Below are 24,407 nucleotides of genomic sequence, written 5' to 3'. Positions count from 1 at the left end.
GTAGCATAGGGCAAAAGCCTGAACCCGAAAGTCGTTGAAGAACCAGATGATTTTTATATGAAAACATTTTGTAAACCAAAAGACGTTGACATTGAGGATGTCGATTTCAACCTGTCAGCGGTACATTGTGCGTTTGGAAACGGAAAACTCCGGCGCAGGGATTTTAGAACGGTTCTAACAAAGACCGGAAAAATCTCTGAACCGGAGCTGTTTCATGAACGAAAGAACCACGAGTGCAGAAAGATCGTTGATGCCATTGACGCAGTGGCCGAACAGGAAACACAGAAGATCAGGGACGAATGCCTTGACCTGAAACCTGTCCGGCAGTTCAAGCGGATCGATGGCATCAAGATGAAGGAACGGGACCTTTGCCAGGAATCACCGGAACAGCAGGTACATGAGTACATCCTTGTTCATGCGCTGCAACCGCTGCTCCATGCAAAGCTGCTGCCGATGCAGTTCGGGAGCATCCCGGGCAAAGGACAGGTGGCGGGAACGCGGCAGATTGAGCGGATCGTCCGAAAGAAAATCCTTGGCAAATTGGATGCAGTCAAGGGCGATGTGCACAAAGCATATCCGTCTACAACGATAGTCTGCGTGATAACGCTTTTGAAACGGGACATCAGAAAGAACAAAAAGCTGATCTGGTATGCCGGTGCCGTGACCGAAAACTACCCGGACGGCGTGCTGTTAATCGGCGGGTATTTCTCAACGTGGGCTTTCAACTACGTTATGAGCTATGTTCTCCGATACCTGCTATCCCTAAAGCAGGTCCGGCGCGGCACGGGGACACGGCTTGTCCGTGAGATCGTCTGCTATGCGGATGATTTTGTAATCATCGGGCACGCATCACAGCTGATGAAAGCGATGAAGAAGGCGACCCGCTGGGTAAAGTCTACGCTGGGCTTAGAGTTAAAGCGGGCATGGCAGCAGGTGCGCTTTGCATCCTTCGAGGAAGAAAAGCGCGTGAAAGCCGCCAGAGTGCAGGGCAGCAAACATCGCACACCGGCGCTGGACATGATGGGATTTGCGGTGCGCCGCACATATACCATCGTCCGCAAAGGCGTGTTCCGCCGCATCAGGCGGCAGCTGATCCGAGCAGGGCGTAACCTTGCAATGCTAGGCTATGTTCCGCATTGGCGTGCATCAAAGCTGACCGCATACAACGGATGGTTTACAAACAGCGATAGCGCAAACCTTGAAGAAAAATATCAGGTCGAAACGATCATGAAGGCGGCGCGGTGGAGCGTTGCCCGATGGTCGATGATCCAGAACAACAGGAGGAAAGCAGCATGAGTGAGATTTATCCCTTCCTGCCGGCCACCGTTGAGGTGTTCCGCGTTGGCAGCAAAACGGACATGATCCTGCGGAAGGATATCAAAAAGCAGGAACAGACCGATGACGAAGGCAAGAAGTATACCGTCTACGCCTGCGACGAACGACAGCAGCGTGTGGATGGCGTGCTGACCGCCGAGGAAGTTCAGGCGGACTTTGACAAATGGTGGGACTATGCGCCGCCTACACCCGTCCCGGTGCCGGAAGAAAAGAAGCTGGAAGACCGGGTGAAGGAGCTGGAAAACCAGAACGCCACCATGACAGACCAGCTCACTAGCACCCAGATGGCGCTTTGCGATGTGTACGAACAGGTGCTGAGTGTGACCAGCACCGCCACGGAATGAGCAGGGGGTGTGAACTATGAGCACTGACTACATGGCAACGGTCTACGCAGACCTGATTCGCAAAGGCAAGAAAACTTTGGCACAGGTGCCCAAGAGCTTGCAGAAAAAGGTGAAAGCCCTGCTGGCGGAGGACAACAAGTGAGTGTCCTTCGTGAGCTGATGCTTAAAATTTTGCTGAAAAAGGAGGTGGACGTAATGGCAGTTGTCTATGCTACCCTTATCATCAAGGGCAGGAAGACCATTGATCAGGTTCCTGCAATCCTGCGGGATGAGGTCAAGCAGATTCTGAAAGACCTGGAAATTGAGGTCTGAGGAAACGGCGGGGTGCGGCGGGAGCCGCGCCCCATTTTATTTGAAAGGGCGTGATCGTATGGCACTGAACGTGTATTCCCTTGAACGGGACGGCGAAAAAAGCCTGTCCAAGAATTTTAAGGTGAAGGAGTTTCGCTGCAAGGATGGGTCTGATCCTATCTTTATCGACAGCGAACTGGTGGAGATTTTGCAGAAGGTCCGTGACCACTTCGGCAAGCCGGTAATCATCAACTCGGCATACCGAACTGCCGCCTACAATCTGAGCAAGAAGGTGGGCGGTGCAAAATTCAGTCAGCACCAGTACGGAAAGGCAGCCGACATCTACATCCAAGGCATTCTTATCACGAAACTGGCTGAGTATGTGGAAACGCTGATGCCGAACAAGGGTGGCATTGGTATCTATCCCATCAAGACCGGCGTGCGAAACTGTGCCTTTGTTCATGTGGATGTTCGCGCCACGAAGGGCCGCTGGAAGGGCTGATCCAGCGGCAGAGTAGGAGGAAAACAATATGATGGATATTCTGAAATCGTTTCTTATGATCTTCCCGGAATGGCTGGCGGCTATTCTTGTGGCGGTCGGCGCAGTAGTTGCTGCGCTGGGGCTGGTCCGTCTGGGCTATGGCCTGTTCGTGGCAAGGACGGTTTATAAGTGGATCGTCAACGCAGAGGAGAAGTTCGGCAGCGGCATGGGTGCGGAAAAGAAAGCCCACGTTATTGCAGTGCTGCGCGGCTACACCCCGGACTGGCTGGACTGGGCAATCAATGAGAAGACGCTGGACTGGATCGTGCAGATGGTGTTCAATGTCACCAAAAACAAGCTGGAAGACTACATGGAAAAGAAATCCGCAGAAACCACCCAGACGGTGGCCCACTTCGGTAACGTGGGGGAGGGCAAGAACAGCCGCAAGGAGTAAACAATGCTGGAATTTATCATCAAGTATTGGATGGAATGGGTTTTCGGCATTGTTGCTGGAGGCCTGACGCTGGCGTACCGGAGACTTTCAAAGAAAGTCAAGGAACAGAAGAATGAAAACAAGGCCATGAAGGAAGGCTTGAAAGCAATCCTTCATGATCGCCTGTACCAATCGTGCAATTACTACATCGCAAGAGGTTGGATTGACACGGTGGGTCTGACGAATATTGGCTATCTTTACGACAGCTACCATGCGCTGGGAGGGAACGGAACGGGTACGGAATTGTATAACCGAGCCAAAGCACTGCCCATCAAGAACAGCTACACAGAAGAATAACAGACAAAATCCCCCGCTGGCAATCCGAAAGGAAAGCTGGCGGGGGATTTTTTGTTGCTGCAAATATTACAAATTGGTTACAGATTCAACAGAAATGCTCTTTCTCGCCTGAAAAACGGGAATTGCGATGTAAAAATAGGTCGGAAGGATAAAAATAGAAAAGTTCGACTGGGGAAGCAAAAGGTGGACCATTTGCTTCTCAGTCGAACAGTCTTTGGACTGGCTCGACTGGGGAGCTTTTTTCATTTTTCCATAATCTTCTTCGGAGATGTTGAAATAGATGGTCAGTTCCGTGTTGCTCACCTCGATCTTGCCACGAAGGTGTCGATGAGACGGCGACGGTATGCCTTGGTCTCCTCGGAGGGGGCAATGAGGAACTATTCCAGCAGGTCAGAACTTCTTCCTTGGAGAAGACCGGGAACTTCGGTTCAGATTCCAGCGACGACAGCTGATAGGACAGCATGTCTGCCTGCTGTTCCAGTTCGGCAAGGCGGTTGGTCAGCATAGCCCCGGCGGTGCCGTTCTCCAAAGCGGCCAGCAGATTCTTTGCCTTGCGCTGCACGTCGGCAAGCTCGTGCTGCAATGCTTCCTTCTCCGGGTTGGGCTGGTTCAGTTCGGCGGTCTGGGCTTCGATCACACTGTCTGCAATGCGATCCATTACGTCCGGCTGCAACACGTCGTTACAGACGGTGCGGATCACCAGACCTTCCAGCTCGTCCTTCGGGATGTTCCGGCGGTGGCAGTCCTTGCACGGGCAGCTGTAGTAGAAGTACACCTCACCGTTGCTGCTGTGACCAGACACGCCCTTCATGGCGGTGCCGCACTCGCCGCAAAACAGCTTGCCGGACAGGATGTAGTCCGCGCGGTCATTGCGCGGGGAACGGCTCTGGCGGTTACGAATAAACATCTTCTGCGCCCTCTCCCATAGATCGTCGTCAATAATGGCCGGTACTGCGCCCTCAATGCGCACGTCAAACTTGGGGCTGACATACACGCCCCGATACACCTCGTTTTGGATGATGCGCACCACGCTGGATTTATTGAACGGGTTGCCCCGGCTGGTGCACAAGCCCTGTTCATTCAGGTGTGCAACGATAGCAGAGGACGCAGCCCCGGCGGCGTACTGCTCAAAGATATACCGCACAGCGGCAGCCCCGGCAGGGTCGATGATATACTTCTTGTCCTTGTCCACGGTAAGGCCAAGGGGGCGGGAACTGCCAATAGCCTTGCCCTTCAAGGCGCTTTCCCGCATACCGCGCCGCACCTTCTCGGCCAGTTCGGCGGAGTAGTATTCGGCAAGGGCTTCCATCAAGCCCTCCACGATGATACCGCCGGAACCTTCAACGTTGGCTTCTGCAGCATAGAGCAGCTCCACGCCGTTGTCGCGGAGCTTCTTTTTATAGATGATGCTGTCATACCGGGAGCGGGCAATGCGGTCTGTTTTCCAGCAGATCACATAGTCGAACATCCCTTTCCCGGCATCGGCAATCATCTGCTGGAACTCCGGGCGGTCGTCCGTCTTGCCGGAGATATGCCGGTCAATATATTCATGCAGAATGACCATGCCGTGGATACGGGCGTAGGTCTCGCAGTCCCGGCGCTGGCCCTCAATAGACTGCTCCGTTTGATGGCTGCCGCCGGAGTAGCGATAGTATGCCATAAGACGCAGACCGCCTACCTCTTGCGGTTTCTTTTTGTGAGGCATAGAAGTTCGCCCTTAGTGACTTTGATGCGGTGGGCTAACCGGAAGCTATGGAAGGGAAAACTCTTTTGAGAAAGTTCTTGACTTTTACTCTTTAATGATATATTATATCAATAAAGAATTAATATAAATTAGGTGAGAGCTATGGCAAGACGGAATACTATCCAGCGTTCTTTAGTCTTGGAGGCAGTGAATAAATTGCATTGCCACGCCACAGCAGATGAGGTTTATGAAGAAATCATCAAGGAGCATCCGACGATCAGCAAAGCAACCGTCTATCGAAATCTGAATCTGTTATCTGAAATGGGCGAAATCCGCCGGCTTCAAATTCCAGGGAGCGCCGACCGTTACGACCATATCAGTCGCAACCACTGTCATGTAAAATGTAAAGTATGCGGGCGCGTCTTCGATGTGGACATGGATTTTGTCGGCGGCCTCGAAAGCGGGATCCGGGATACCCATGGATTTGACTTCACCGGTTATGACATCATTTTTCATGGTGTCTGCCCGGAATGCAAAAAGAAAAAGGATCACACTGAGGAATAGCCAATTTCGGAAAAGACGCGGGAATGAGCGTTTTTTATAAATCATTTTTCAAGGAGGAGTATCATGAGAAGCATTACAAAGTTAGACCTGCAGTACGCACACCGTTTTTATGGTTTCAAAGGAGAGGCCCAGTATCTGCATGGACATACCGGCGTTCTGACCATCGAAGTCGAGGACACTGTTGAACCGGGCGTGAATATGGTCTTCCCCTGCAACGAAATTCAGAAGACAGCATGGGAGGTACTGAAGAATTTTGACCATGCCCTGGTTCTGCGGGAAGATGATCCGCTGCTGCCTGCAATCCTGAAGGTCTACGAAGAGCAGGGTATCAAGGATGGCGCCCCCACCAACAAGATGAAGGGCCCCGCGTTCCAGACCGAGCTTGCCACCGCTTACCCTGAGTGCCGTCTGGTCGTAACGAAAGAGACCATGACCGTCGAGGGCATGATTAAGATCGTCTATGAACTCCTGAAGGACAAGCTGAATATCGCCAAGCTGACTTTCACCAGCGGCGTGAATGCTGCATCCCAGGAATACAAGCCGGAAGGCATGAAGGATCGCTGCCCCCTGTGCGGTATCGCTCTGAACGAAAAAGGCATATGCCCGAAGTGCGGGTACAAGAAGCAGTAACCTCTATAAGCAAAGGCAGAACGCCCGAAGAATCTGTGAATTCTTCGGGCGTTCTGCTTGTATTCAACCAGCAGCTTTGGAACCAAAATTCTGCAAAAATTACCCTTTATTCTCCATAATATTCAAGAAGCAAGCCTTATTTTGGGAGAGATGCAAAGTAAGGCTTGCTTTTTTGCTGGAAGTGATGGATATGGAACTGGACAAATCTGTACAGGTGGAGCTTCCGAAGCATGGGATCGCTTACAAAAAGGTATCAGGATAGACTTATGTGTATTATGTGACGGTGGCCTATCGGAACGAGCGGGGCAAGCCGACCTGTGACCGTATTTCGATAGGGCGTTTGGACGAGGAAACAGAAAAGCTAATGCCCAACCGAAATTATTATGAAGTGTACTTGAAAAAGCCCATGCCTGAGTGTATAGGATAATTTTGAGTAGAGTTTAGGTTGGAAGAACATATCCCAAACTGTTTTATACGCACCCGCATAATTTGCGGGGGTTTTTCTGTCAGGAAAACAATTCGCAGAAACAGTTACTTTTAAAGTGACTGACACATCTGTAGAAATCCAGAATCGGCGCGAAATAATCTGCCGGATGGGACATCATTTAATTTGCCGGACAACACTGAGGCAAGGCAGACGAGGAATATCTGTTGACCACCAAGCTGTTCTGCGGCAAATGCGGTGCGCTGATGTTTGGCGAAAGCGGAACTAGCGCCACCGGACGCACCTACTATTATTATAAATGCGCCAACGTCAAATGGCGCAAGGGCTGCAACAAAAAGACCGTGCAGAAGGACTGGCTGGAAGATCTGGTCGTCCGGGAGACCATGAAGCTGATTCAGGACGATGCGGTAATCGACAAGATCGTTCAATTGGTCATGGATGTCCAGAATCAGGAGAACACCACGATTCCGCTGCTGGAAAAGCAACTGCGAGAGGTCAACAAAAAGCTGGACAACCTGATGAAGGCTATCGAGGACGGCTTGTACACCCGGACAACAAAAGAGCGTCTGAAAGCGCTGGAAGCCCAAAAAGATGAACTGACTGCAAAAATCGCAGATGAAAAACTGAAGAAGCCCAGCTTCAATGAGGATTTCATCCGGTTCTGGCTGATGAAATTTAGAAAGTTCGATATTTCGCAGAAAAAGCAGCGGAAAGCGTTGATTGAAATTTTTGTCAATGCCATTTTCCTGTACGATGACCGGATGCTGATCACATTTAACTATAAGGATGGCACCCAAACTGTCCGATTTGAGGACACTTTGACCGCCGACTGCGGAGAAAATGCTTTATTTGTCCTGAAATCTGAAAGCCGCGTTACAGAATATACTCCATCTGCCGCTCCTTGGTTTTCATGCCCATTTTTTCATAAAAGTGCTCTGCCGAAGTGTTCCCCGCCCAGACGTTCAGGGTCACCTCGTAGCAGCCCAGCGCTTTTGCCTGCTGCTTTACATAGTCAAACAGGCTTTCCCCGATGTGCTGCCCGCGCGCCTGCTTATCAATGCACAGGTCGTCAATGAACAGCGACTTGAAGGGTACCATATTGGTGGAAAAAGGCTGCTCCTTCAATTGACAGAAGACATAGCCCATGCACACATCATCCTCGTCTGCGGCAACGTAGATGGGCTTGTCCTCCTGCTTCAAAAGTTCTGCCAGCTCACAGACGGTGTATTTTGTGGTGCCGGGAATAAAAATATCCGGGCGGATCTCTGCATGGATCTGCAATACCTGCCCCAGCAGCGCAAGCAGTCTGGGAATGTCTTTTTCCTCGGCTTTACGAATGTTCATTTTTTTGCTCCTTCCATTTTCTGGTTTTTGCATTTTCAGTATACCACACCGGGCGGCACCGGAAAAGAGAAAATGCAAACTGTCGATAGCAAACAAAAACGCGAGCGACCATTTTGGCTGCTCGCGTTTTTATATGTTGGACGGGCTGCTTACACAAGATACGGGTCCAGCAGAGCATCTACCTCTTTTTTGCGCTTGGGGGAGGGCTTTTTCACGGCACGGCCGCGGCAGACCACCAGCTCCAGATGCTGCAAGGCCCGCAGATCCTCCAGCGGGTTTTCGCGGGTCACGATAAAATCTGCGCTCTTGCCAGGCGCGATAGAGCCGGTCACATCGCCGATGCCCGCCAGCTGCGCGTTGCGCAGGGTGGCTGTGTAAAGGGCAAAACGGTTGCTCACACTGCAGTATTTGTGGAAGTAGCACAGCTCCCGCCAGAAATCGTACTGGGTGATGTAGGGGCAGCCCACATCGTTGCCCAAGCCCACCGGGATGCCGTTTGCCAGCGCGGTTTTTGCGCTTTCGATCACGCCGTCAAAGACGATCTTGCCGTTGTACTGGTCTTTTTCCGATGCGCCCGAAACGGCGGTGTCAAACAGGGCGTAGGGCAGTGCGGGGGAGATGGTCGTGCACAGGAAAGCGCCCCGCTCCTTGTACAGACGCACTGTCTCCTCGTCCATTTTTGCGCCGTGCTCAATGGAGTCTACGCCGTTCTCCAGCGCAGCCTTCACGCCCGCAGGGGATTCGGTATGGGCGGCAACGGTGTAGCCTTGCTTGTGGGCTGCATCGCAGACGGCCTTGATCATCTCCGGCGGCATCTTCATCTCGCCGGGGGTTCCCTTTTCGGTGGCGTCCAGCACGCCGCCGGTAATCATCAGCTTGACAAGGTCTACCTTCTGCACGCTGGCTTTTTTCAGCTGCGCCAGCGCTTCGGCGTTGTTGTGCGCCGCCACTGCTACCGAGCCTGCCATGTGCCCGCCCGGCACCGAGATACCCTCGTTGGCGGCCAGAATGCGGGGTGCCAGAACCTTCCCAGCGGCGCTGTCGTCCCGGCAGCGGGTGTCAAAGTCCGCAATGCCGCCCACGGTGCGCACGGTGGTCACGCCGCCCAGCAGTTCCAGCTTGGCATAGCTGCATACCAGCCGGTAGGCGATGGCACGGGTCAGCCCGTTGCTCAGGATCTTGCGTACCAGCGCTGCATTGTCCCGGGGCTTTGCGCTGGGCTTGCCGTTACCCGCCAGATGGACGTGCAGGTTGATGAGCCCCGGGCAGAGATACCCGCCGTGCAGGTCGATGACCTCGTAGCCGTCAAGGCTTGCGCCCGCATCCACGATGGCGGTGATCTTGTCGTTCTCGGTCAGCAGCGCTTTGCCCCGTACCGGCTCCATCTGCTCGGTGCCGTCCAGAAGAATGCAGTTTGTGTATGCGCGCTTCATGTGTTCCGTCCTCTTTCCGTTTTATTTTGAATTACCCGTCCAATTTTTCCTGTGCCCGGTATTGCAGCGCTTCCAGCAGGGAATCCTCGTCCAGCAGGGGCTTGCCCGCAAGGTCGGCTACGGTGCGGGCTACCCGCAAAATGCGGTCGTGCGCCCGGGCAGAAAGTCCCAGTGCATCGTAGGAGCTGCGCAGCAGCTGCTCGGCACCGGGGGTCATGCGGCAGATGCGCCGCACCTGCCCGGCGTCCAGCTGGGCGTTGCAGTGCACCCCTTTAAAGCCCGGCGCAGCGTAGCGCTTGGCCTGAATAGCGCGGGCGGCCAGCACCTGTTTGCGCAGCTCCGCGCTGCTCTCGGAGGGCGCGGCGGTGTGCAGCTCGTCAAAGGCGATGGGGTCCATCTCCACGCACAGGTCGATGCGGTCCAGAAACGGGCCGGACACCCGGCTGCGGTACTGCCGCACCGCACTGGGGGAGCAGGTGCAGGCGCGGGTGGGGTGGCCGTAGTAGCCGCATTTGCAGGGGTTCATAGCGGCTACCAGCTGGAAGTGGCTGGGGTAGGTGGCGCTTCCGGCGGCGCGGCTCACGGTGATCTGGCCGTCCTCCAGCGGCTGGCGCAGTACCTCTAAGCTTTCGCGGGAAAACTCCGGCAGCTCGTCTAAGAACAGCACCCCGCAGTTGGCAAGACTGCACTCGCCCGGGCGGAACTGCGCCCCGCCTCCGGCAAGGGCGGCAGAGCTTGCCGAGTGGTGCGGGCTGCGGAAGGGACGGGCAGAGATCAGCCCGCGCCCCTGCGGCAGCTGCCCGGCGATGGAGTAAATTTTGGTCGTTTCCACCGCTTCCTCCCGGGTCAGGGGCGGCAGAATGCCCGGCAGACGCTTTGCCAGCATGGATTTGCCGGTGCCGGGTGCGCCCGTTAAAAGCACGTTGTGCCCGCCTGCGGCTGCAATGACCATGGCGCGCCGCGCCAGCGACTGCCCCATCACGTCCGCAAAATCCGGCACCTGCTGCCATGCGTCCTCCGGGTCAAAGGGGATGGCGGCGGCAGGGGAGAGGGGACGGATGCCCTTCAGCGCCTCCACCACCTCCCGGGCGGTGTGGGCAGGGTAGACAGTCATGGTGTCGGCACAGGCTTCAGCTGCCTCGGCAGCGTTCTCTGCCGGGACGTACAGCGCCCGGATACCGTGCTCGGCGGCAGCCAGCGCCATGGGCAGCACGCCGGACACCGGGCGCAGGCTGCCGTCCAGTGCAAGCTCGCCCAGAAAGGCAGTGTCGGCGGGGATATCCTCCAGCTGCCCGCTGGCAGTCAGCAGTGCCAAAAGCAGCGGCAGATCGTACACCGGGCCGGTCTTGCGCACATCGGCGGGGGCAAGGTTGATGGTAATGCGCCGGTCCGGGAAGCGGAAGCCAAGGTTTTTGATGGCGGCGCGCACCCGGTCGGCGCTTTCCCGCACGGCAGAGTCCGGCAGGCCTACGATGGAAAACGCGGGCAGCCCGCCGGAAACATCGGCTTCCACCGCAACGGCAAAGCCGCGCAGTCCGTTCAGGCCAAAGCTGTTGGTCACAGAATACATGGTGTCCCTCCCTGCATGGCGCATGGTTTGTCAAAAATGCCAAAAGTGGAAAATAATGGATATATCTACTATGCTTCGACAATTTTTTCTGCTTGAAATCATTATAGTAAAGCACAGGAAAGTTGTCAATGCAGCAGAAAGGAGAACGAGAGAACATGACAAATGGGGAATGCTGCCGTTATATCCGAACCTACTCAGAGCTGGAGGGCTTGCAGCACGCCTGTACGCTGGTGTACTGCGCCGCTGCCACCCCGCAGGGGGTACTGGCACAGCTGCGCCGGGAGCAGGGCGGCAAGGTGCGCAGCAGCACAGTGCTTGCCCCGGCCGATAGCTTTAGCCGGGTGATGGTGCTGCTGCGCTACCTGTGCGAAAACGGCGTGGGGCCGGAGCAGTGGCTGGAGGTGCTGGAGGATGTACGCCAGCCCTACCAGCTGCTGGATACATCAAAAACGCAATGAATATGGCAGAAGAACCGTTTTTTTGTGGCATTTGTCGGTTTTAAGGGCACAAACTTCGGCCATTTTACGCAATTGACATAAGCGGAGCAAGAGTTTATAGTATAAGTAGGTTTATACAAACCATTTCGATCCGGGGAAAAAGATTTTAAACAAAGGTAAGGTGTACAAGATGTATCTGGATGAATACAAGCGCTGGATGGCAGCAGATCTGGAAGATGCAGACCTGAAGCCGGAGCTGGCTAAGGTCGAAGGCAATGACGATGAGATCAAGGATCGCTTTGCTGTGGCGCTGAAGTTTGGTACCGCAGGCCTGCGCGGCGTGCTGGGTGCCGGTACCAACCGCATGAACATCTACGTTGTCCGTCAGGCAACGCAGGGTCTGGCAAACTGGGTGCTGACCCAGGGCGGTACCCAGACCGTGGCCATCAGCTACGACAGCCGTCTGAAGAGTGATGTCTTTGCCAAGACCGCCGCAGGCGTTCTTGCAGCCAACGGCATCAAAGTGCGCATTTATGATGCCCTGATGCCCGTGCCTGCTTTGAGCTTTGCTACCCGCTACTATAACTGCAACGCCGGTATCATGGTTACTGCTTCCCACAACCCGGCCAAGTACAACGGCTACAAGGCCTACGGCCCGGACGGCTGCCAGATGACCGATGACGCCGCCGCCATCGTTTACGACGAGATCCAAAAGACCGATGTGCTCACCGGTGCAAAGTACGTCTCCTTTGCCGAGGGCGTGGAGAACGGCATGATCCGCTTTGTGGGCGATGACTGCAAAAAGGCCCTGTACGATGCCATTGAGGCACGTCAGGTGCGCCCGGGTCTGTGCAAGACTGCCGGTCTGAAGCTGGTGTACAGCCCGCTGAACGGCTCTGGCCTTGTGCCCGTGACCCATGTGCTCAACGATATGGGCATCACCGATATCACCATCGTGCCCGAGCAGGAGTACCCCAACGGCTACTTCACCACCTGCTCCTACCCTAACCCCGAGATCTTCGAGGCCCTGAAGCTGGGTCTGGAGCTGGCCACCAAGACCGGTGCCGACCTGATGCTGGCTACCGACCCCGACGCCGACCGCGTGGGCATTGCCATGAAGTGCCCGGACGGCAGCTATGAGCTGGTGTCCGGCAACGAGATGGGTGTTCTGCTGCTGGATTACATCTGCGCAGGCCGCATCGAGAAGGGCACCATGCCCAAGAACCCCGTGGCAGTCAAGTCCATCGTGTCCACCCCGCTGGCAGACGCTGTGGCAAAGCACTATGGCGTGGAGATGCGCAATGTGCTGACCGGCTTCAAGTGGATCGGCGACCAGATTGCAAATCTCGAAGCTGCCGGTGAAGTGGATCGCTTCATCTTCGGCTTTGAGGAGAGCTACGGCTATCTGGCTGGCCCCTACGTCCGCGATAAGGATGCCGTCATCGGTTCCATGCTCATCTGCGAGATGGCCGCTTACTACCGCAGCATCGGTTCCTCCATCAAGCAGCGTCTGGAAGAGATCTACGCTCAGTACGGCCGCTACCTGAATAAGGTGGACAGCTTCGAGTTCCCCGGCCTGACCGGCATGGAGAAGATGGCTTCCATCATGCAGAAGCTGCGTGACCAGCCCCCTGTGGAGCTGGCTGGCCATAAGGTGGTCAAGGTGACCGATTACAAGAAGCCGGAGGAGACCGGCCTGCCCGCTGCCAACGTGCTGATCTACACGCTGGAAAACGGCGCTACCGTGGTGGTGCGTCCCTCCGGCACCGAGCCGAAGATCAAGACCTACTTCACCACGCTGGGCAAGGATCTGGCCGAAGCACAGGCACAGAAGGACGCTCTGGCTGCTGCCATTGAGCCCATCCTGAAGTAAAACTATCCCAAAGCATTTGCAGGGCTGCTGCACGTTTTTGTGCAGCAGCCCTTTTTGCGTTCAGCAGACAGTTGACCGGAGCAAAAGCCTTATGGAGGTGCCACAAAGTTTACCGCCACCGCGAAAAGCCGTCCCCTTGGGGAAGGTGGCTGCGAACGTAGTAAGCAGACGGAAGGGGTCAGCGCCTGAGAGGGCGAAAGCGCACACTCTGGGTGACTGCTCTTTCAGGACAGACCGCAGGGCTTTATGCAGCACAGATGTACTTTTGCTGTGTAAAATCGGTTGAAGTTTGCGCTGTGATACGCTATAATAAAACATGGTTTATTATAGGCAGCTGTGGGTGCGCAGCGCGGCACAGCGGCAGGGTAGGTGGAAGAGATGGAAAAAACTGTATCGGCGGTATTGGTGGCGGCGGGCTCCTCGACCCGCATGGGTTTTGATAAGCTCAGCTTTGATCTGGGGGACGAAACGGTGCTGCACCGCAGCATCCGCGCCTTTGCCCAGTGCCCGCAGGTCACCGAGCTTGTGCTGGTGGCAGGCAAAAACCGGGATTTCGTGGCGCAGCAGGTGGCGGATTGCCCAAAGCCTGTGCAGATCATAGCGGGTGGAGCTACCCGTGCCGAGAGCGCAAAAAACGGTGTGCTGGCAGCACACGGAGAGCTGGTGGCAGTGCACGATGCCGCCCGCCCCTTTGTGAGCGCGGCGGTCATTACGGCAGCGCTGGCAGCCGCTGCCCGCTGCGGTGCGGCTGCCCCGGCGGTGCCGGTGAAGGATACCATCAAGGCCGCTGCCCGGGGCGATGGCAAGACCGTGCCCCCGGACTGCGCGGTGCACACCACCCCGGACCGCAGCACCCTGTATGCGGTGCAGACTCCCCAGTGCTTTGACCGTGCAGCGTACCTTGCGGCGCTGGAAGAACTGGATGAGACCCGCGCCCGCCTTGTTACCGATGATTGCAGCCTGTTTGAGCTGACCGGACGCCCGGTGCAGCTGACGCAGGGCGACTATGCAAACCTGAAGATCACCACCCGGGAGGATCTGCCCCGCCCGGCACAGAGGAAGGAAACCGAAATGCGTATTGGACACGGCTATGACGTACATCGTTTGGTAGAGCAGCGCAAGCTGATCCTTGGCGGGGTGGAGATCCCCTTTGAAAAAGGCCTGCTGGGGCACTCGGATGCAGATGTGCTGACCCATGCGGTGATGGATGCCGTGCTGGGCGCAGCGGCGCTGGGGGATATCGGCCAGCATTTCCCGGACAATGACCCGGAGTACGCCGGTGCCGACAGCTTGAAGCTGGCCTGCCGCGTGGCGCAGATCCTCAAAGAGCACGGCTGGCGCATCGAGAACATCGACGCCACCCTGCTGTGTCAGCGCCCCAAGCTTGCACCCCATATCCCGGCCATGCGTGCCAATCTGGCGGCGGCTTTCGGCCTGCCGGTAGAGGCGGTAAGCGTAAAGGCCACCACGGAGGAGCATCTGGGCTTTACCGGCGAGGGGCTGGGCATTGCCGCCCATGCAGTCGCCCTAATCGAAGCTGTGTAAGGGGGGCACACACGCATGACATTGAATGCGATCATCGCAAATTTTCAGACCTTTAAAATTGTCGATCTGCTGGATATCATCATCATCGCGTTCCTGATCTACCAGCTGCTGGGCATCATCAACCGCACCCGCGCCGGGCAGCTGGCCAAGGGCGCGCTGCTGGTCATGGTCGTGTATCTGGTAGCCAACACCCTGAATATGCGCACCGTTACATGGCTGCTCAACTCGCTGCTGCAAGTCGGTCTGCTCACCCTTGTGGTGCTGTTCCAGCCGGAGATCCGCCGTGCGCTGGAGCGCATGGGGCAGACCGACCAGTGGGCCTCCAAGCTGTTCAACGTAAAAGGGCGCTACAACGACCCCAGCCTCAAGGGCGCGTGGCGCAGCGCCATCATTGCCATCTGCGATGCAGCCGAGCGCTTTTCCGAGACCAAGACCGGTGCGCTCATCGTGCTGGAGCGCCACACCAACCTTTCCGAGATCGTGCGCACCGGCACCCCGGTGAACAGCGCGGTCAATCTGGAAGTGCTGGGCACCATCTTCTACGAGGGCACCCCCCTGCATGACGGCGCTGCCATCATCGAGAACGGCCGCATCAAGGCGGCGGGCTGCGTGCTGCCCCTTTCCAACAATCTGGATCTGGGCAAAGATATGGGCACCCGCCACCGCGCCTGCCTTGGCATTGCGGAAAACTCCGACGCCATTGCCATCGTGGTCAGCGAGGAGACCGGTATCATCTCTATGGCAAAAAATGGTGTGCTGATCCGTCATTTTGACCGCCAGAGCCTGTATACCCGCCTGATCGACGAAATGATCCCCAAGGAGTCTACGGTGGAAAAGAACACCGCAGACAGCTGGGTGGAACAGGCAAAGAAGCTGTGGAACTGGATCAGCCAGAAGGGGGAGGACGAGCAGCAATGAGCAACCAGCCGAATAAGCCGAACGACGTAAAGTCTGCCGTCCGCAAAAAAAAGAATCTTCTGGATGACCGCCGCATCCGGCTGGCACTGTCCGTGCTGGGTGCCATCGTTGCATGGATGGTGGTCACCATCATCGTCCAGCCCGGCACCACCAACACCATTTATAATGTGCCGGTGGATTACACCTACGACTCCGCTGCCTACACCTCCCGGGGCCTGAGCATCGTCAGTGCCGAGGATAAGACCGTGAACCTGAAGCTCTCCGGCGATGGCTACACCATCGGCGGGCTGAGGGCCTCGGATTTTGTGGTCTACCCGGACTGGTCCAGCGTGCGCGACAGCGGCGAAAAGACCCTGCGGCTGCTGGTGCGCGGCGCAAACGGTCTGCTCAACGGTGTGACCGTGACCATGGAGGGCAGCAACAACACGGTGGACGTGGTGTTTGACGTGGTGGAGGAAAAGACCCTGCCCGTTACCGTTACCACCAACTATCTGCGCGTTGCAGACGGCTATATCCTTTACAGCACTGAGGTCTCCAAGGAGAACGTCACCCTGTCCGGCCCCAGCAGCGAGCTGAGCAAGGTGGCTACCTGCACCGCTGAAGCGTCTTACAACAGCGAGCTGACCGAGTCGGTCACGCTGGACACCCCCCTGCGCTTCTACACCAGCGGCGGCAAGGAGGTCAAGTTCCAGTACACCACGCTGGAAGAGAGCAACGTGGACGTGACGCTGCAAGTGTACAAGATGGCGACCCTGCCGGTGAAGGTGAACTTTATCAACGCACCGCGCGGGTTCGATAACTCGGTGCTGAGCTATGCCCTCAGCTGCAAGCAGCTCAAGGTGGCGGGCCAGGCAGAAAAGATCGACGCCTTGTCCACCTTGTCCATCGGCACCATCGACCTTTCCACCTTCAGCCTGAACAAGGTGTACGAGATGCCCATTGAGCTGCCGACAGATATCTATCTGCTGGACAATATCTCCACCATTACAGTCAGCTTTGACTGCTCCGGGCTGGAGACCAAGACCATGAACCTGCCCGCCAGCTGCGTGCAGGTGGTCAACCTGCCCTCTACCTATCAGCTGACGGTGGAGACCGAGCGTCTGATGAACGTCATCCTCTGCGGTCCCAAGGGCGCTATGGAGACCCTGACCCCCGAGCAGGTGGTCATTGAGATCGACGCCGAGGACTTTGCCGTGGCCACCGGCCAGCAGAACATTGCCTGCCGGCTGTATGTGCCCTCCAACGGCAAGATCTTTGCGCTGGGCAGCTATGTGCTGCAATGCCGCATTGAAAGCAACTAAATTTAAAGGAAAACACAACAAATGATTCTGGTTCGCAACATCCGTCTGCCCCTCTCCGCAGGGGAGCCGCAGGCATTTGAAAAGGCGCTGCACACCCTGCGGGTGCCCCGCAGCAAGGTAGAGCACACCGGCGTGGCAAAGCTATCGGTGGATGCCCGCCACGGCCAGCCCAAGCTGGTGTATACCGTGGCGGTCACCCTCAGGCAGCCCGGGGAGGAAACCGCCCTTGCGGCGCGCTGCCCGGACGCCGCCCTGCACCGCCGGGCAGACTTTACCCTGCAACCCGGCACCCAGCCGCTTGCGCACCGCCCTGTGGTGTGCGGACTGGGCCCGGCGGGGCTGTTTGCCGCCCTACTGCTGGCACGGCAGGGGTACCGCCCCATCGTGCTGGAGCGCGGCCCTGCGCTGGATGCCCGTGTGCAGGCGGTGGAGCACTTTTCCGCCACCGGTCAGCTGGACCCCAACGCCAACATCCAGTTCGGCGAGGGCGGCGCGGGCACTTTCTCGGACGGCAAGCTGACTACCCGCATCGGGGATGAACTGTGTGATTTTGTCACCGAGGTGTTTTTGCAGCACGGTGCCCCGGCAGAGATCGCGTGGAAGCAAAAGCCCCATGTGGGCACCGACCTGCTGCGCGGCGTCATTACCTCCATCCGCAAGGAGATCGAGTCTCTGGGCGGCGAGGTGCACTTCAACACCGCCCTTACCGGGCTGGAACGCAAAAACGGTCAGCTGGTGGGCATCACTACTACAAATGGCAGCTTTGCCTGCGAGACACTGGTGTTTGCAGTGGGGCACTCGGCACGGGATACCTTCAGCATGCTGATGGACAGCGGCCTTGTGCTGGAATGTAAGCCCTTCAGCGTGGGTTTCCGCGCCGAGCACCTGCAAAGTGAGATCGAAAAAAGCCTGTACCACGAAGCCGCCGGGCATCCGGCGCTGCCCCGGGGCGAGTACCAGCTCTCCCAGCACGTCGGCGACCGGTGCGTGTACACCTTCTGTATGTGCCCCGGCGGTCAGGTGGTGGCTTCTGCCAGTGAGGAAGAGCGCGTTGTGACCAACGGCATGAGCTACCACGCCCGCAGCGGCAAAAACGCCAATGCGGCGGTGGTGGTCAGCGTAGGCGGGGCGGATTTTGCCAACGACCCCCGCCGCGCCATTGCCTTTCAGCGGGAGCTGGAGGCAAAGGCCTATGCAGCAGGCCGGGCAGCCGGGGCTTACGCCGCCCCGGCAGAAAACGTACAAAGCTTTCTGGAAGGGCGCGGGCAGCTGCGCATCGGCAGCGTACAGCCCACCTACGACCGCGGCGTGACCGCCGCAGACCTCGGCGCACTGCTGCCCGGAGAACTGGCGGACACCCTGCGGGCGGGTCTGCGCGCTTACGAGCGCAAGATCGCGGGCTACACTGCGCCGGACGCCATCCTGACCGGCCTCGAGACCCGCACCAGCAGCCCGGTGCGGCTCAAGCGGGAAGAGGACTTTGTGTGCACCCAGCTGGCAGGGCTTTACCCCTGCGGAGAGGGTGCGGGATATGCGGGCGGCATTATGAGCGCCGCCGTGGATGGTCTGCGGGTGGCCCGCGCCATCATCAGCCGGTATGCACCGGCAGAAGGGTGAGAAAATTTTGATGTACGATCGTGAAAACGATAACCGAAATAACGAAGGCCGACAGGTACAGCAGGAGCTGGAGGATCAGCTGCGCGCCTTTGGCGACACCATAACCGATGCTTTTGCCCACGGCTTTGAGGGCAGGGGCATGGACATCGGCGACCGGGCGTGGGATGTGGGCAAAGCCGCTGTCCATGCAGCCAACTACGGTATCGGAGAGGCCGCAAAGGCCTTCCGGCAGGGGCGCAGAGGCTATCCCTACGGGGATGCAAAGCAGACCTCCAACGAAGGTGCTGCGGATGCCGATGCCGCCGGGATGCCCGGCTGGTTCCGGCAGATCTTCGCGAAGCCGGAGCCGACCCCGGTGGAAAACATCCGCATCAGCGCAAAAAAGCGGCACAGCGCAGGCTGTACTTTGCTGGCTGTGGGCATCACCTTTGCGGCCACCTTTGGCATCGCTGGAATCAGCTGCCTTGGCGTGGCAGCAGCGGCTACCCCCATCTGGGTGCAGGACGTTGCCCAGTACGTTGTGGGCGGCGAGCTGCTTACCGAAGCGGCTATGACAGCCCTGGAATTCTGCGGCGGCATCTTTACCTTGCTGGCATGTGGCTTTGGTGCCATGATCGCCGCCGGTGTCTCCCGGCTGTCGGCCTCCAAAAAACTGGGGGCGTTGGCAGATGCAGCGGAAAAGCTGAACGCGCAGAAGGGGTTGGCGGTGGAGATGCTGGCAGACCTGACCCACCAGACGAAGAAAAAGGTGTTGAAAAAGCTGCGCAGCTACATCCATAAGGGCTGGCTGAACGCATGGCTGGACGATGATACCGAGACGCTCTACCTGACGGCAGAGGACTACCGCGCCGCCAAGGAAGCTGCCGCTGCCGCCGCGCAGCCGCAGCCGGAAAAGGAAGAAACCGGCGATGCTCCGCTCAGTCTCGATACCGCCCGCCGCTTTGCTGCCGTGCTGGAAAAAGAGCAGCAGCTTATGCAGGACGCGCAGGCGCGGGAAGAACTGGCCGCCATGCACAAGACCACTACCGCCATCTGCGACTGGCTGGAAGCACACCCGGAAAGCCAGCCCAAGACCCGCCGCTTTGCGGAATATTATATCCCCACCACCCTCAAGCTGCTGCACACCTATAACGATGTGCAGGGGCAGCAGGGCGAAAACGCCGAGACCATCCGCCGGGATATCGCGGGCATCCTGCATACCTTGAATCAGGCGTATGAGAACCTGTACAACAATCTGCTTTCGGACGTAGCCATGGATATTTCTTCCGAGATCGCCGCTTTGCAGGGAATGCTGGCCAACGATGGCCTGACCGGGAGGGAATTTGAATGACCTACCGTGCTTGGGAACAAAAACCGCTGGACCGCACCGCTGTGCGGGAGCTGACCGCCGCCATTGCCGAGCAGGCAGCGGCACAGCTGGAAGAGCAGGCCATGGACGAAGCGCCGTGGTCAGACGAAAAATATAAGGCTGTGCTGGCGGCGCAGCAGAAGGAAAACGCTCTGCTAGCGGGCATCCTTGCCGCCCGGGGCATCACCGACCCCGCCGAAGCGCTGACCTTACTGGCAGGGGAGGAGGAGCTTTCCGACCCCGCCCTGCTGACCGATATGGACGCCGCCTGTCAGCGCATCTGGCAGGCCATTGATAACGGCGAGACCATCGCGGTGTTCGGCGATTACGACGTGGACGGTGTGACTGCCACTGCCCTGCTGTATCAGCACCTCAAGGGCATGGGCGCAACCGTCAAGTGTATGCTGCCCAGCCGCGAGGGGGACGGTTACGGCCTGTCCAAAAACGCTATCCAGTCCATGCACAACAAGGGCTGCACCCTCATCGTGACGGTGGACAACGGCATCTCTGCCGTGGAGGAAGCCGAGTTTGCGGCTTCGCTGGGCATGGATTTGATCATTACCGACCACCATCTGCCGCCGGAGACTTTGCCCAAGGCGGTGGCCGTGGTGGACCCCCGCCGGAAGGACGACCACAGCCCCTTCAAGGGTCTGTGCGGCGCGGGCGTAGCGTTCAAGCTCTGCGCCGCGCTGGACGGCTGTCCGCCGGAGGAGATGCTGGATTACTGCGGCGACCTTGCCGCAGTGGGCACTGTGGCGGACGTGATGCCGCTGGTGGGGGAGAACCGCACCCTTGTCAAGGCCGGGCTGCGGCAGCTGCAACAGACCGACCGCCCTGGCTTTGGGGCACTTTTAGAGGAAGTCGGCCTTGCGGGCAAGCCTATCACTGCCGAGAATATCAGCTACGCCATCGCGCCCCGCATCAATGCGGCAGGCCGCATGGATAACGCCGTTACCGCTTTGCAGCTGGTGCTCTGCGAGGACCCGGACAGGGCTGAGGAGCTGGCGCACAAGCTTGGCGAGATCAACGCCCACCGGCAGGAGACCGAGCAGCAGATCTTCAAAGCCGCCGAGGAATTGCTGGAGCAGCAGCCCGAGCGGCTGGACGACCGCATCATGCTGCTGTGGGGACGGGACTGGCATCCCGGTGTCATTGGCATCGTGGCGTCCCGGCTGGTGGAGCGCACCGGCCGCCCGGTCATCGTGGTCACCATTGATGAGCACGGCGAGGGCAAGGGCAGCGGACGCAGCGTGCAGGGCTTTAACCTGCACGCCTGCATCGGCTCCTGTGCCGACCTTCTGGTGCGCTACGGCGGCCACGCCATGGCGGCGGGACTTTCCGTCCGGGAAGAAAACCTGCCCGAGCTACGCCGCCGCCTGAACGACTGGGCGGCCCGGGAGTGCCCGGTGCTGCACACCCCGCCGCTTACCTGTGACGTGACCATCCATCTGGACCGTATCACGGTGGAAAGCGTGCGGCACTTGGATCAGCTGGCACCCTACGGAGCCGAGAACCCCACCCCGGTTTTCCTGCTGCAAAGTGCCGTGGTGGACGGCGTATACCCGGTATCGGAGGGGCGGCACAGCCGCCTGCGGCTGCGGCAGGGCAATAGCTGCCTGTACGCCGTCTGGTTCGGGATGCCCGCCGAGCAGCTGCCCTATGCGCTGGGCGATGTGGTGGATGCGGCACTGAACCTTTCGGTGTACGAGTCTGCCCGGGGCGCGCAGCTCTCCGGCCGCATCATCGACCTGCACCCGGCAGGGCTGGGCGCAGAGCTGGCGCGGCAGGCTGCACTGGTGCAGGCGCTGCGCCGGGGCACCCCCCTGACCGAAGAACAAAAGAAACAGATCGCCCCTGCCCGCACGGATATCATTGCCGTGTACCGGGAACTGCAGTCCCGCCGCTGGCACGCCGAGGACTTGCAGCCCCTGTGCGCAAAGCTGGGCGAGGAGCAGACCGGCAAAACGCTGGTGGCAGTTACCGCCTTGGAACAGGTGGGGCTGATCACCGCAGCGGAAAAAGGCGGGGCAAAATTCTGGGAGCTGGTGCCGACAGCAGGTAAAAAGAACCTTGCCGATGCCCCCATCCTGAAATGTCTGGAGGAACTATAAATGCCTGAGGGAAAGAAAAATACTGCCCCGGTCCCGTCTCCGGTACGGGACGAGGACGGCTACTCTGCCAAGACCCATCTGCACCAGCCGGTGCAGGAGACCGCCACCGTAGCCGCTACGGCACTGCTGGCAGACGCACCGGAGGGGGCGCTGCCCTCTGAGGTACGCCCGGAGATCGTAACGTGGGAAAAGCTGTGCGAGGCCATTCAGGCCAGCGGCAAGGCCTACAATATGGAGATGATCCAAAAAGCCTACGAGCTGGCCAACAACGCCCACAACGGCGTGTGCCGCCGCAGCGGCGAGCCCTATATCTGCCACCCGCTGGCAGTCGCCCGGCTGGTGCTGGATCTGGGCATGGACTCCGAGAGCATCGCCGCCGCCCTGCTGCATGACGTAGTGGAGGATACCCCCACCACGCTGGACGACCTGAAGTCCTCCTTTGGCGAGGAAGTGGCGCTGCTGGTGGACGGCGTGACCAAGCTGACCAAGATCCAGTTCTCCAATATTGAAGAATTGCAGGCCGAGAACCTGCGCAAGATGCTGCTGGCTATGAGCCGCGATGTGCGTGTAATGATCATCAAGCTGTGCGACCGGCTGCACAATATGCGCACCGGCGACGCCTGGCCGGAGCAGAAACGCCGCGACAAGGCCCGCGAGACCATGGAGGTGTACGCTCCCATCGCCAACCGCCTTGGCATCCTGAACGTCAAGGAGGAGCTGGAGGATCGCAGCCTGCATTATCTGGACCCTGTGGGCTACTCCGAGATCAGCCGGATGCTCAGCGAGCGCTCCGGCGAGGAGTTCCTTATCAAAGTGTCCGGCGTCATCGAGCGCCGTCTGGTGGAAAGTGGCATCGAGGGTGCCACCATCAAACGCCGGGTCAAGAGCATCTACGGCATCTACCGCAAGACCATCATGCAGAACAAGTCCTTTGACGAGATCTACGATATCTACGCGGTCCGTGTCATTCTGGATTCTCTGGCCGAGTGTTACAGCACCCTTGGCCTCATCCACGATATGTACCATCCGCTGCCCAACCGCTTTAAGGACTATATCTCCACCCCCAAGCCCAATGGCTACCAGAGCCTGCATACCACCGTCATCGGGCACGAGGGCATCCCCTTTGAGGTACAGATCCGCACCCGCAAAATGGACGAGCAGGCCGAGTACGGCGTTGCCGCCCACTGGAAGTACAAGGAAGGCCGCGAAGGCCATGATAAGCTGGATGACCGTCTGGCGTGGGTCAGCCAGCTGCTGGAAAACCAGCGCCTGAGCGAGGATTCCGGCAACCTGCTCCACGATCTGAAGAGCGACCTGCTGCCGGAAGAAGTGTTCGCCTTTACCCCCAAGGGCGATGTCATCAACCTGCCCACCGGTGCTACCTGCATCGACTTTGCCTACGCCATCCATTCGGCGGTGGGCAACCGCATGGTGGGCTGTAAGGTGAACAACCGCATGGTGCCCATCGACCATGTAGTGTCTACCGGCGAGATCATTGAGGTGCTGCTGGGCCGGACAGATAAGAGCCCCAGCCGCGACTGGCTCAAGATCGTGCGCACCAGCGAGGCCAAGAGCAAGATCCGCAACTGGTTCAAGAAGATGCGCCGGGAAGAGAATATCCAGCAGGGACGGGACGCCTTGGCCAAGGAGCTGCGCCGCGAGATGATCCTCATCCCGGACGACCAGCTGGATGACTTTATCGACAGCTGCTCCCGCCGGATGCGCCAGAACAGCGCCGAGGAACTGTACGCCGCCATCGGTTACGGCGGCATGACCATTGCCAACTGCCTGCCCAAGCTCAAGGAAGAGTGGCAGAAACTCAAGGCTGCCGAGGCCGAAGAGAATAAGTCGGTGGAGGATCTGCCCAAGGTAGACCTGAGCCGCGTGCACGCCACCGACGGCGTGGTGGTGGAGGGCTTCGATAACACCCCCATCAAGTTTGCCAAGTGCTGCAGCCCGTTGCCCGGCGACCCTATCGTGGGCTTTATCACCCGCGGCTTCGGTGTTTCCATCCACAAGCAGACCTGCGCCAACGCCGTTGCCAGCATGAAGGACCCCTCCAACGCCCCCCGCTGGGTCAAGGCCTACTGGGCAGACAGCGTCAAGGACAGCTACAAGGCCGGGCTGGAAATCATTGCCCTGAACCGCAACGAGCTGCTGCAGGACGTGCTCAGCGCACTGGCGGATATCCGGGTGCCCATCTATGCCATGAACGCCCGTCAGGTAGAAAACAACTGCGCCGTGGTCAGCCTGACCATCGGCATCAACAATACCGAGCACCTCAACCGTGTGGTGGCGCGCCTTTCCAAGGTGCGGGACGTGCTCAAGGTGACAAGGAGTTAAAGC

Annotated in this window: 22 protein-coding genes and 1 pseudogene; 19 read left to right on the top strand and 4 right to left on the bottom strand. The window is 58.3% G+C overall.

Translation table 11 applies throughout. From position 1 onward, the window contains the following. The first annotated feature begins 57 nt into the window (after window positions 1-57). The 7 genes from ACXPUX_RS11440 to ACXPUX_RS11410 are packed head-to-tail and all read left to right on the top strand — an operon-like array spanning window position 58 to window position 3,241. Window positions 58-1,296, top strand: a complete 1,239-nt coding sequence (locus ACXPUX_RS11440; RefSeq protein ID WP_458828398.1) for an RNA-dependent RNA polymerase family protein — start codon at window positions 58-60, stop codon at window positions 1,294-1,296. Next, window positions 1,293-1,679: a hypothetical protein gene (locus ACXPUX_RS11435; protein WP_458828397.1), complete on the top strand. Its 387-nt coding sequence runs from the start codon at window positions 1,293-1,295 to the stop codon at window positions 1,677-1,679. Before ACXPUX_RS11440 ends, ACXPUX_RS11435 begins: the two co-directional genes overlap by 4 nt. 16 nt (window positions 1,680-1,695) lie before the next feature. Then, complete coding sequence (locus ACXPUX_RS11430) at window positions 1,696-1,821, top strand: CD1375 family protein (protein ID WP_279237200.1); 126 nt, start codon at window positions 1,696-1,698, stop codon at window positions 1,819-1,821. After that, window positions 1,818-1,991 carry a CD1375 family protein gene (locus tag ACXPUX_RS11425; RefSeq protein ID WP_458828396.1) on the top strand — a complete coding sequence of 58 codons (174 nt, stop codon included), beginning with the start codon at window positions 1,818-1,820 and terminating at the stop codon, window positions 1,989-1,991. Before ACXPUX_RS11430 ends, ACXPUX_RS11425 begins: the two co-directional genes overlap by 4 nt. A gap of 58 nt (window positions 1,992-2,049) precedes the next feature. Beyond that, window positions 2,050-2,472: a YcbK family protein gene (locus ACXPUX_RS11420; protein ID WP_444865871.1), complete on the top strand. Its 423-nt coding sequence runs from the start codon at window positions 2,050-2,052 to the stop codon at window positions 2,470-2,472. A 28-nt stretch (window positions 2,473-2,500) separates the two neighbouring features. Then, window positions 2,501-2,905, top strand: a complete 405-nt coding sequence (locus tag ACXPUX_RS11415; protein ID WP_458828395.1) for a hypothetical protein — start codon at window positions 2,501-2,503, stop codon at window positions 2,903-2,905. 3 nt (window positions 2,906-2,908) lie between these two features. Further along, window positions 2,909-3,241, top strand: a complete 333-nt coding sequence (locus tag ACXPUX_RS11410) for a hypothetical protein (RefSeq protein ID WP_458828393.1) — start codon at window positions 2,909-2,911, stop codon at window positions 3,239-3,241. Window positions 3,242-3,440: 199 nt separating this feature from the next. Here ACXPUX_RS11410 and ACXPUX_RS11405 read toward each other — a convergent pair whose 3' ends face one another. After that, window positions 3,441-4,901, bottom strand: a complete 1,461-nt coding sequence (locus ACXPUX_RS11405; protein WP_458828392.1) for a recombinase family protein — start codon at window positions 4,899-4,901, stop codon at window positions 3,441-3,443. Window positions 4,902-5,087: 186 nt separating this feature from the next. Here ACXPUX_RS11405 and ACXPUX_RS11400 point away from each other — a divergent pair, with 186 nt between their 5' ends. The 3 genes and pseudogenes from ACXPUX_RS11400 to ACXPUX_RS11390 all read left to right on the top strand — a co-directional run. Further along, on the top strand, window positions 5,088-5,489 hold the full coding sequence (locus ACXPUX_RS11400; RefSeq protein ID WP_458828391.1) for a Fur family transcriptional regulator: 402 nt from the start codon (window positions 5,088-5,090) through the stop codon (window positions 5,487-5,489). A gap of 63 nt (window positions 5,490-5,552) precedes the next feature. Beyond that, complete coding sequence (locus ACXPUX_RS11395) at window positions 5,553-6,119, top strand: 6-pyruvoyl trahydropterin synthase family protein (protein ID WP_458828390.1); 567 nt, start codon at window positions 5,553-5,555, stop codon at window positions 6,117-6,119. 690 nt (window positions 6,120-6,809) lie between these two features. After that, a pseudogene (locus ACXPUX_RS11390) lies at window positions 6,810-6,881 on the top strand (hypothetical protein); the annotation flags it as partial. A 556-nt stretch (window positions 6,882-7,437) separates the two neighbouring features. On the opposite strand, the gene ACXPUX_RS11385 reads toward ACXPUX_RS11390, so the two are convergent. The 3 genes from ACXPUX_RS11385 to ACXPUX_RS11375 form a co-directional block, all read right to left on the bottom strand. Next, a complete protein-coding gene (locus ACXPUX_RS11385) occupies window positions 7,438-7,908 on the bottom strand; it encodes an N-acetyltransferase family protein (RefSeq protein WP_458828388.1) in 471 nt (156 codons plus the stop codon). A gap of 149 nt (window positions 7,909-8,057) precedes the next feature. Then, on the bottom strand, window positions 8,058-9,341 hold the full coding sequence (locus tag ACXPUX_RS11380) for an amidohydrolase family protein (RefSeq protein WP_458828387.1): 1,284 nt from the start codon (window positions 9,339-9,341) through the stop codon (window positions 8,058-8,060). 31 nt (window positions 9,342-9,372) lie between these two features. After that, window positions 9,373-10,911, bottom strand: a complete 1,539-nt coding sequence (locus tag ACXPUX_RS11375; protein ID WP_458828386.1) for a YifB family Mg chelatase-like AAA ATPase — start codon at window positions 10,909-10,911, stop codon at window positions 9,373-9,375. 155 nt (window positions 10,912-11,066) lie between these two features. Between ACXPUX_RS11375 and ACXPUX_RS11370 the strand changes: the two genes are divergently transcribed. From ACXPUX_RS11370 to ACXPUX_RS11330, 9 genes are all read left to right on the top strand, one after another. Continuing rightward, a complete protein-coding gene (locus ACXPUX_RS11370; RefSeq protein ID WP_458828385.1) occupies window positions 11,067-11,369 on the top strand; it encodes a hypothetical protein in 303 nt (100 codons plus the stop codon). 169 nt (window positions 11,370-11,538) lie between these two features. Then, window positions 11,539-13,221 carry a phospho-sugar mutase gene (locus ACXPUX_RS11365; protein ID WP_458828384.1) on the top strand — a complete coding sequence of 561 codons (1,683 nt, stop codon included), beginning with the start codon at window positions 11,539-11,541 and terminating at the stop codon, window positions 13,219-13,221. 378 nt (window positions 13,222-13,599) lie between these two features. Beyond that, window positions 13,600-14,766 (top strand): 2-C-methyl-D-erythritol 2,4-cyclodiphosphate synthase, encoded by a 1,167-nt coding sequence (gene ispF, locus ACXPUX_RS11360; protein ID WP_458828383.1) that lies wholly within the window; start codon window positions 13,600-13,602, stop codon window positions 14,764-14,766. Between the two features lie 15 nt (window positions 14,767-14,781). Next, window positions 14,782-15,684: a diadenylate cyclase CdaA gene (cdaA, locus tag ACXPUX_RS11355; protein WP_005926885.1), complete on the top strand. Its 903-nt coding sequence runs from the start codon at window positions 14,782-14,784 to the stop codon at window positions 15,682-15,684. Continuing rightward, window positions 15,681-16,985, top strand: a complete 1,305-nt coding sequence (locus ACXPUX_RS11350; RefSeq protein ID WP_458828382.1) for a CdaR family protein — start codon at window positions 15,681-15,683, stop codon at window positions 16,983-16,985. The genes cdaA and ACXPUX_RS11350 overlap by 4 nt, the downstream gene beginning before the upstream one ends. Window positions 16,986-17,006: 21 nt before the next feature. Beyond that, the gene (locus tag ACXPUX_RS11345; RefSeq protein ID WP_458828381.1) at window positions 17,007-18,602 is read left to right on the top strand and encodes an NAD(P)/FAD-dependent oxidoreductase; all 1,596 of its coding nucleotides are present in this window, start codon (window positions 17,007-17,009) and stop codon (window positions 18,600-18,602) included. Between the two features lie 10 nt (window positions 18,603-18,612). After that, on the top strand, window positions 18,613-19,932 hold the full coding sequence (locus ACXPUX_RS11340) for a 5-bromo-4-chloroindolyl phosphate hydrolysis family protein (protein ID WP_458828380.1): 1,320 nt from the start codon (window positions 18,613-18,615) through the stop codon (window positions 19,930-19,932). Continuing rightward, a complete protein-coding gene (gene recJ, locus ACXPUX_RS11335; RefSeq protein WP_458828379.1) occupies window positions 19,929-22,061 on the top strand; it encodes a single-stranded-DNA-specific exonuclease RecJ in 2,133 nt (710 codons plus the stop codon). Before ACXPUX_RS11340 ends, recJ begins: the two co-directional genes overlap by 4 nt. Continuing rightward, on the top strand, window positions 22,062-24,404 hold the full coding sequence (locus tag ACXPUX_RS11330) for a RelA/SpoT family protein (RefSeq protein WP_458828378.1): 2,343 nt from the start codon (window positions 22,062-22,064) through the stop codon (window positions 24,402-24,404). Window positions 24,405-24,407 lie beyond the last annotated feature (3 nt).

It is taken from the genome of Faecalibacterium sp. PGM34 (assembly GCF_054456555.1).
Note: the sequence above shows the minus strand (reverse complement) of the source record. Positions and strands in the feature narration are given on the sequence as shown.

Coding starts and splice junctions, on each gene's coding strand:
- ACXPUX_RS11415 (WP_458828395.1), top strand. CDS start 2,501: ATGATGGATATTCTGAAATCGTTTCTTATGATCTTCCCGGAATGGCTG.
- ACXPUX_RS11400 (WP_458828391.1), top strand. CDS start 5,088: ATGGCAAGACGGAATACTATCCAGCGTTCTTTAGTCTTGGAGGCAGTG.
- ACXPUX_RS11405 (WP_458828392.1), bottom strand. CDS start 4,901: ATGGCATACTATCGCTACTCCGGCGGCAGCCATCAAACGGAGCAGTCT.
- ACXPUX_RS11430 (WP_279237200.1), top strand. CDS start 1,696: ATGAGCACTGACTACATGGCAACGGTCTACGCAGACCTGATTCGCAAA.
- ACXPUX_RS11410 (WP_458828393.1), top strand. CDS start 2,909: ATGCTGGAATTTATCATCAAGTATTGGATGGAATGGGTTTTCGGCATT.
- ACXPUX_RS11350 (WP_458828382.1), top strand. CDS start 15,681: ATGAGCAACCAGCCGAATAAGCCGAACGACGTAAAGTCTGCCGTCCGC.
- ACXPUX_RS11330 (WP_458828378.1), top strand. CDS start 22,062: ATGCCTGAGGGAAAGAAAAATACTGCCCCGGTCCCGTCTCCGGTACGG.
- ACXPUX_RS11385 (WP_458828388.1), bottom strand. CDS start 7,908: ATGAACATTCGTAAAGCCGAGGAAAAAGACATTCCCAGACTGCTTGCG.
- ACXPUX_RS11440 (WP_458828398.1), top strand. CDS start 58: ATGAAAACATTTTGTAAACCAAAAGACGTTGACATTGAGGATGTCGAT.
- ispF (WP_458828383.1), top strand. CDS start 13,600: ATGGAAAAAACTGTATCGGCGGTATTGGTGGCGGCGGGCTCCTCGACC.
- ACXPUX_RS11365 (WP_458828384.1), top strand. CDS start 11,539: ATGTATCTGGATGAATACAAGCGCTGGATGGCAGCAGATCTGGAAGAT.
- ACXPUX_RS11420 (WP_444865871.1), top strand. CDS start 2,050: ATGGCACTGAACGTGTATTCCCTTGAACGGGACGGCGAAAAAAGCCTG.
- ACXPUX_RS11435 (WP_458828397.1), top strand. CDS start 1,293: ATGAGTGAGATTTATCCCTTCCTGCCGGCCACCGTTGAGGTGTTCCGC.
- ACXPUX_RS11345 (WP_458828381.1), top strand. CDS start 17,007: ATGATTCTGGTTCGCAACATCCGTCTGCCCCTCTCCGCAGGGGAGCCG.
- recJ (WP_458828379.1), top strand. CDS start 19,929: ATGACCTACCGTGCTTGGGAACAAAAACCGCTGGACCGCACCGCTGTG.
- cdaA (WP_005926885.1), top strand. CDS start 14,782: ATGACATTGAATGCGATCATCGCAAATTTTCAGACCTTTAAAATTGTC.
- ACXPUX_RS11395 (WP_458828390.1), top strand. CDS start 5,553: ATGAGAAGCATTACAAAGTTAGACCTGCAGTACGCACACCGTTTTTAT.
- ACXPUX_RS11370 (WP_458828385.1), top strand. CDS start 11,067: ATGACAAATGGGGAATGCTGCCGTTATATCCGAACCTACTCAGAGCTG.
- ACXPUX_RS11380 (WP_458828387.1), bottom strand. CDS start 9,341: ATGAAGCGCGCATACACAAACTGCATTCTTCTGGACGGCACCGAGCAG.
- ACXPUX_RS11340 (WP_458828380.1), top strand. CDS start 18,613: ATGTACGATCGTGAAAACGATAACCGAAATAACGAAGGCCGACAGGTA.
- ACXPUX_RS11375 (WP_458828386.1), bottom strand. CDS start 10,911: ATGTATTCTGTGACCAACAGCTTTGGCCTGAACGGACTGCGCGGCTTT.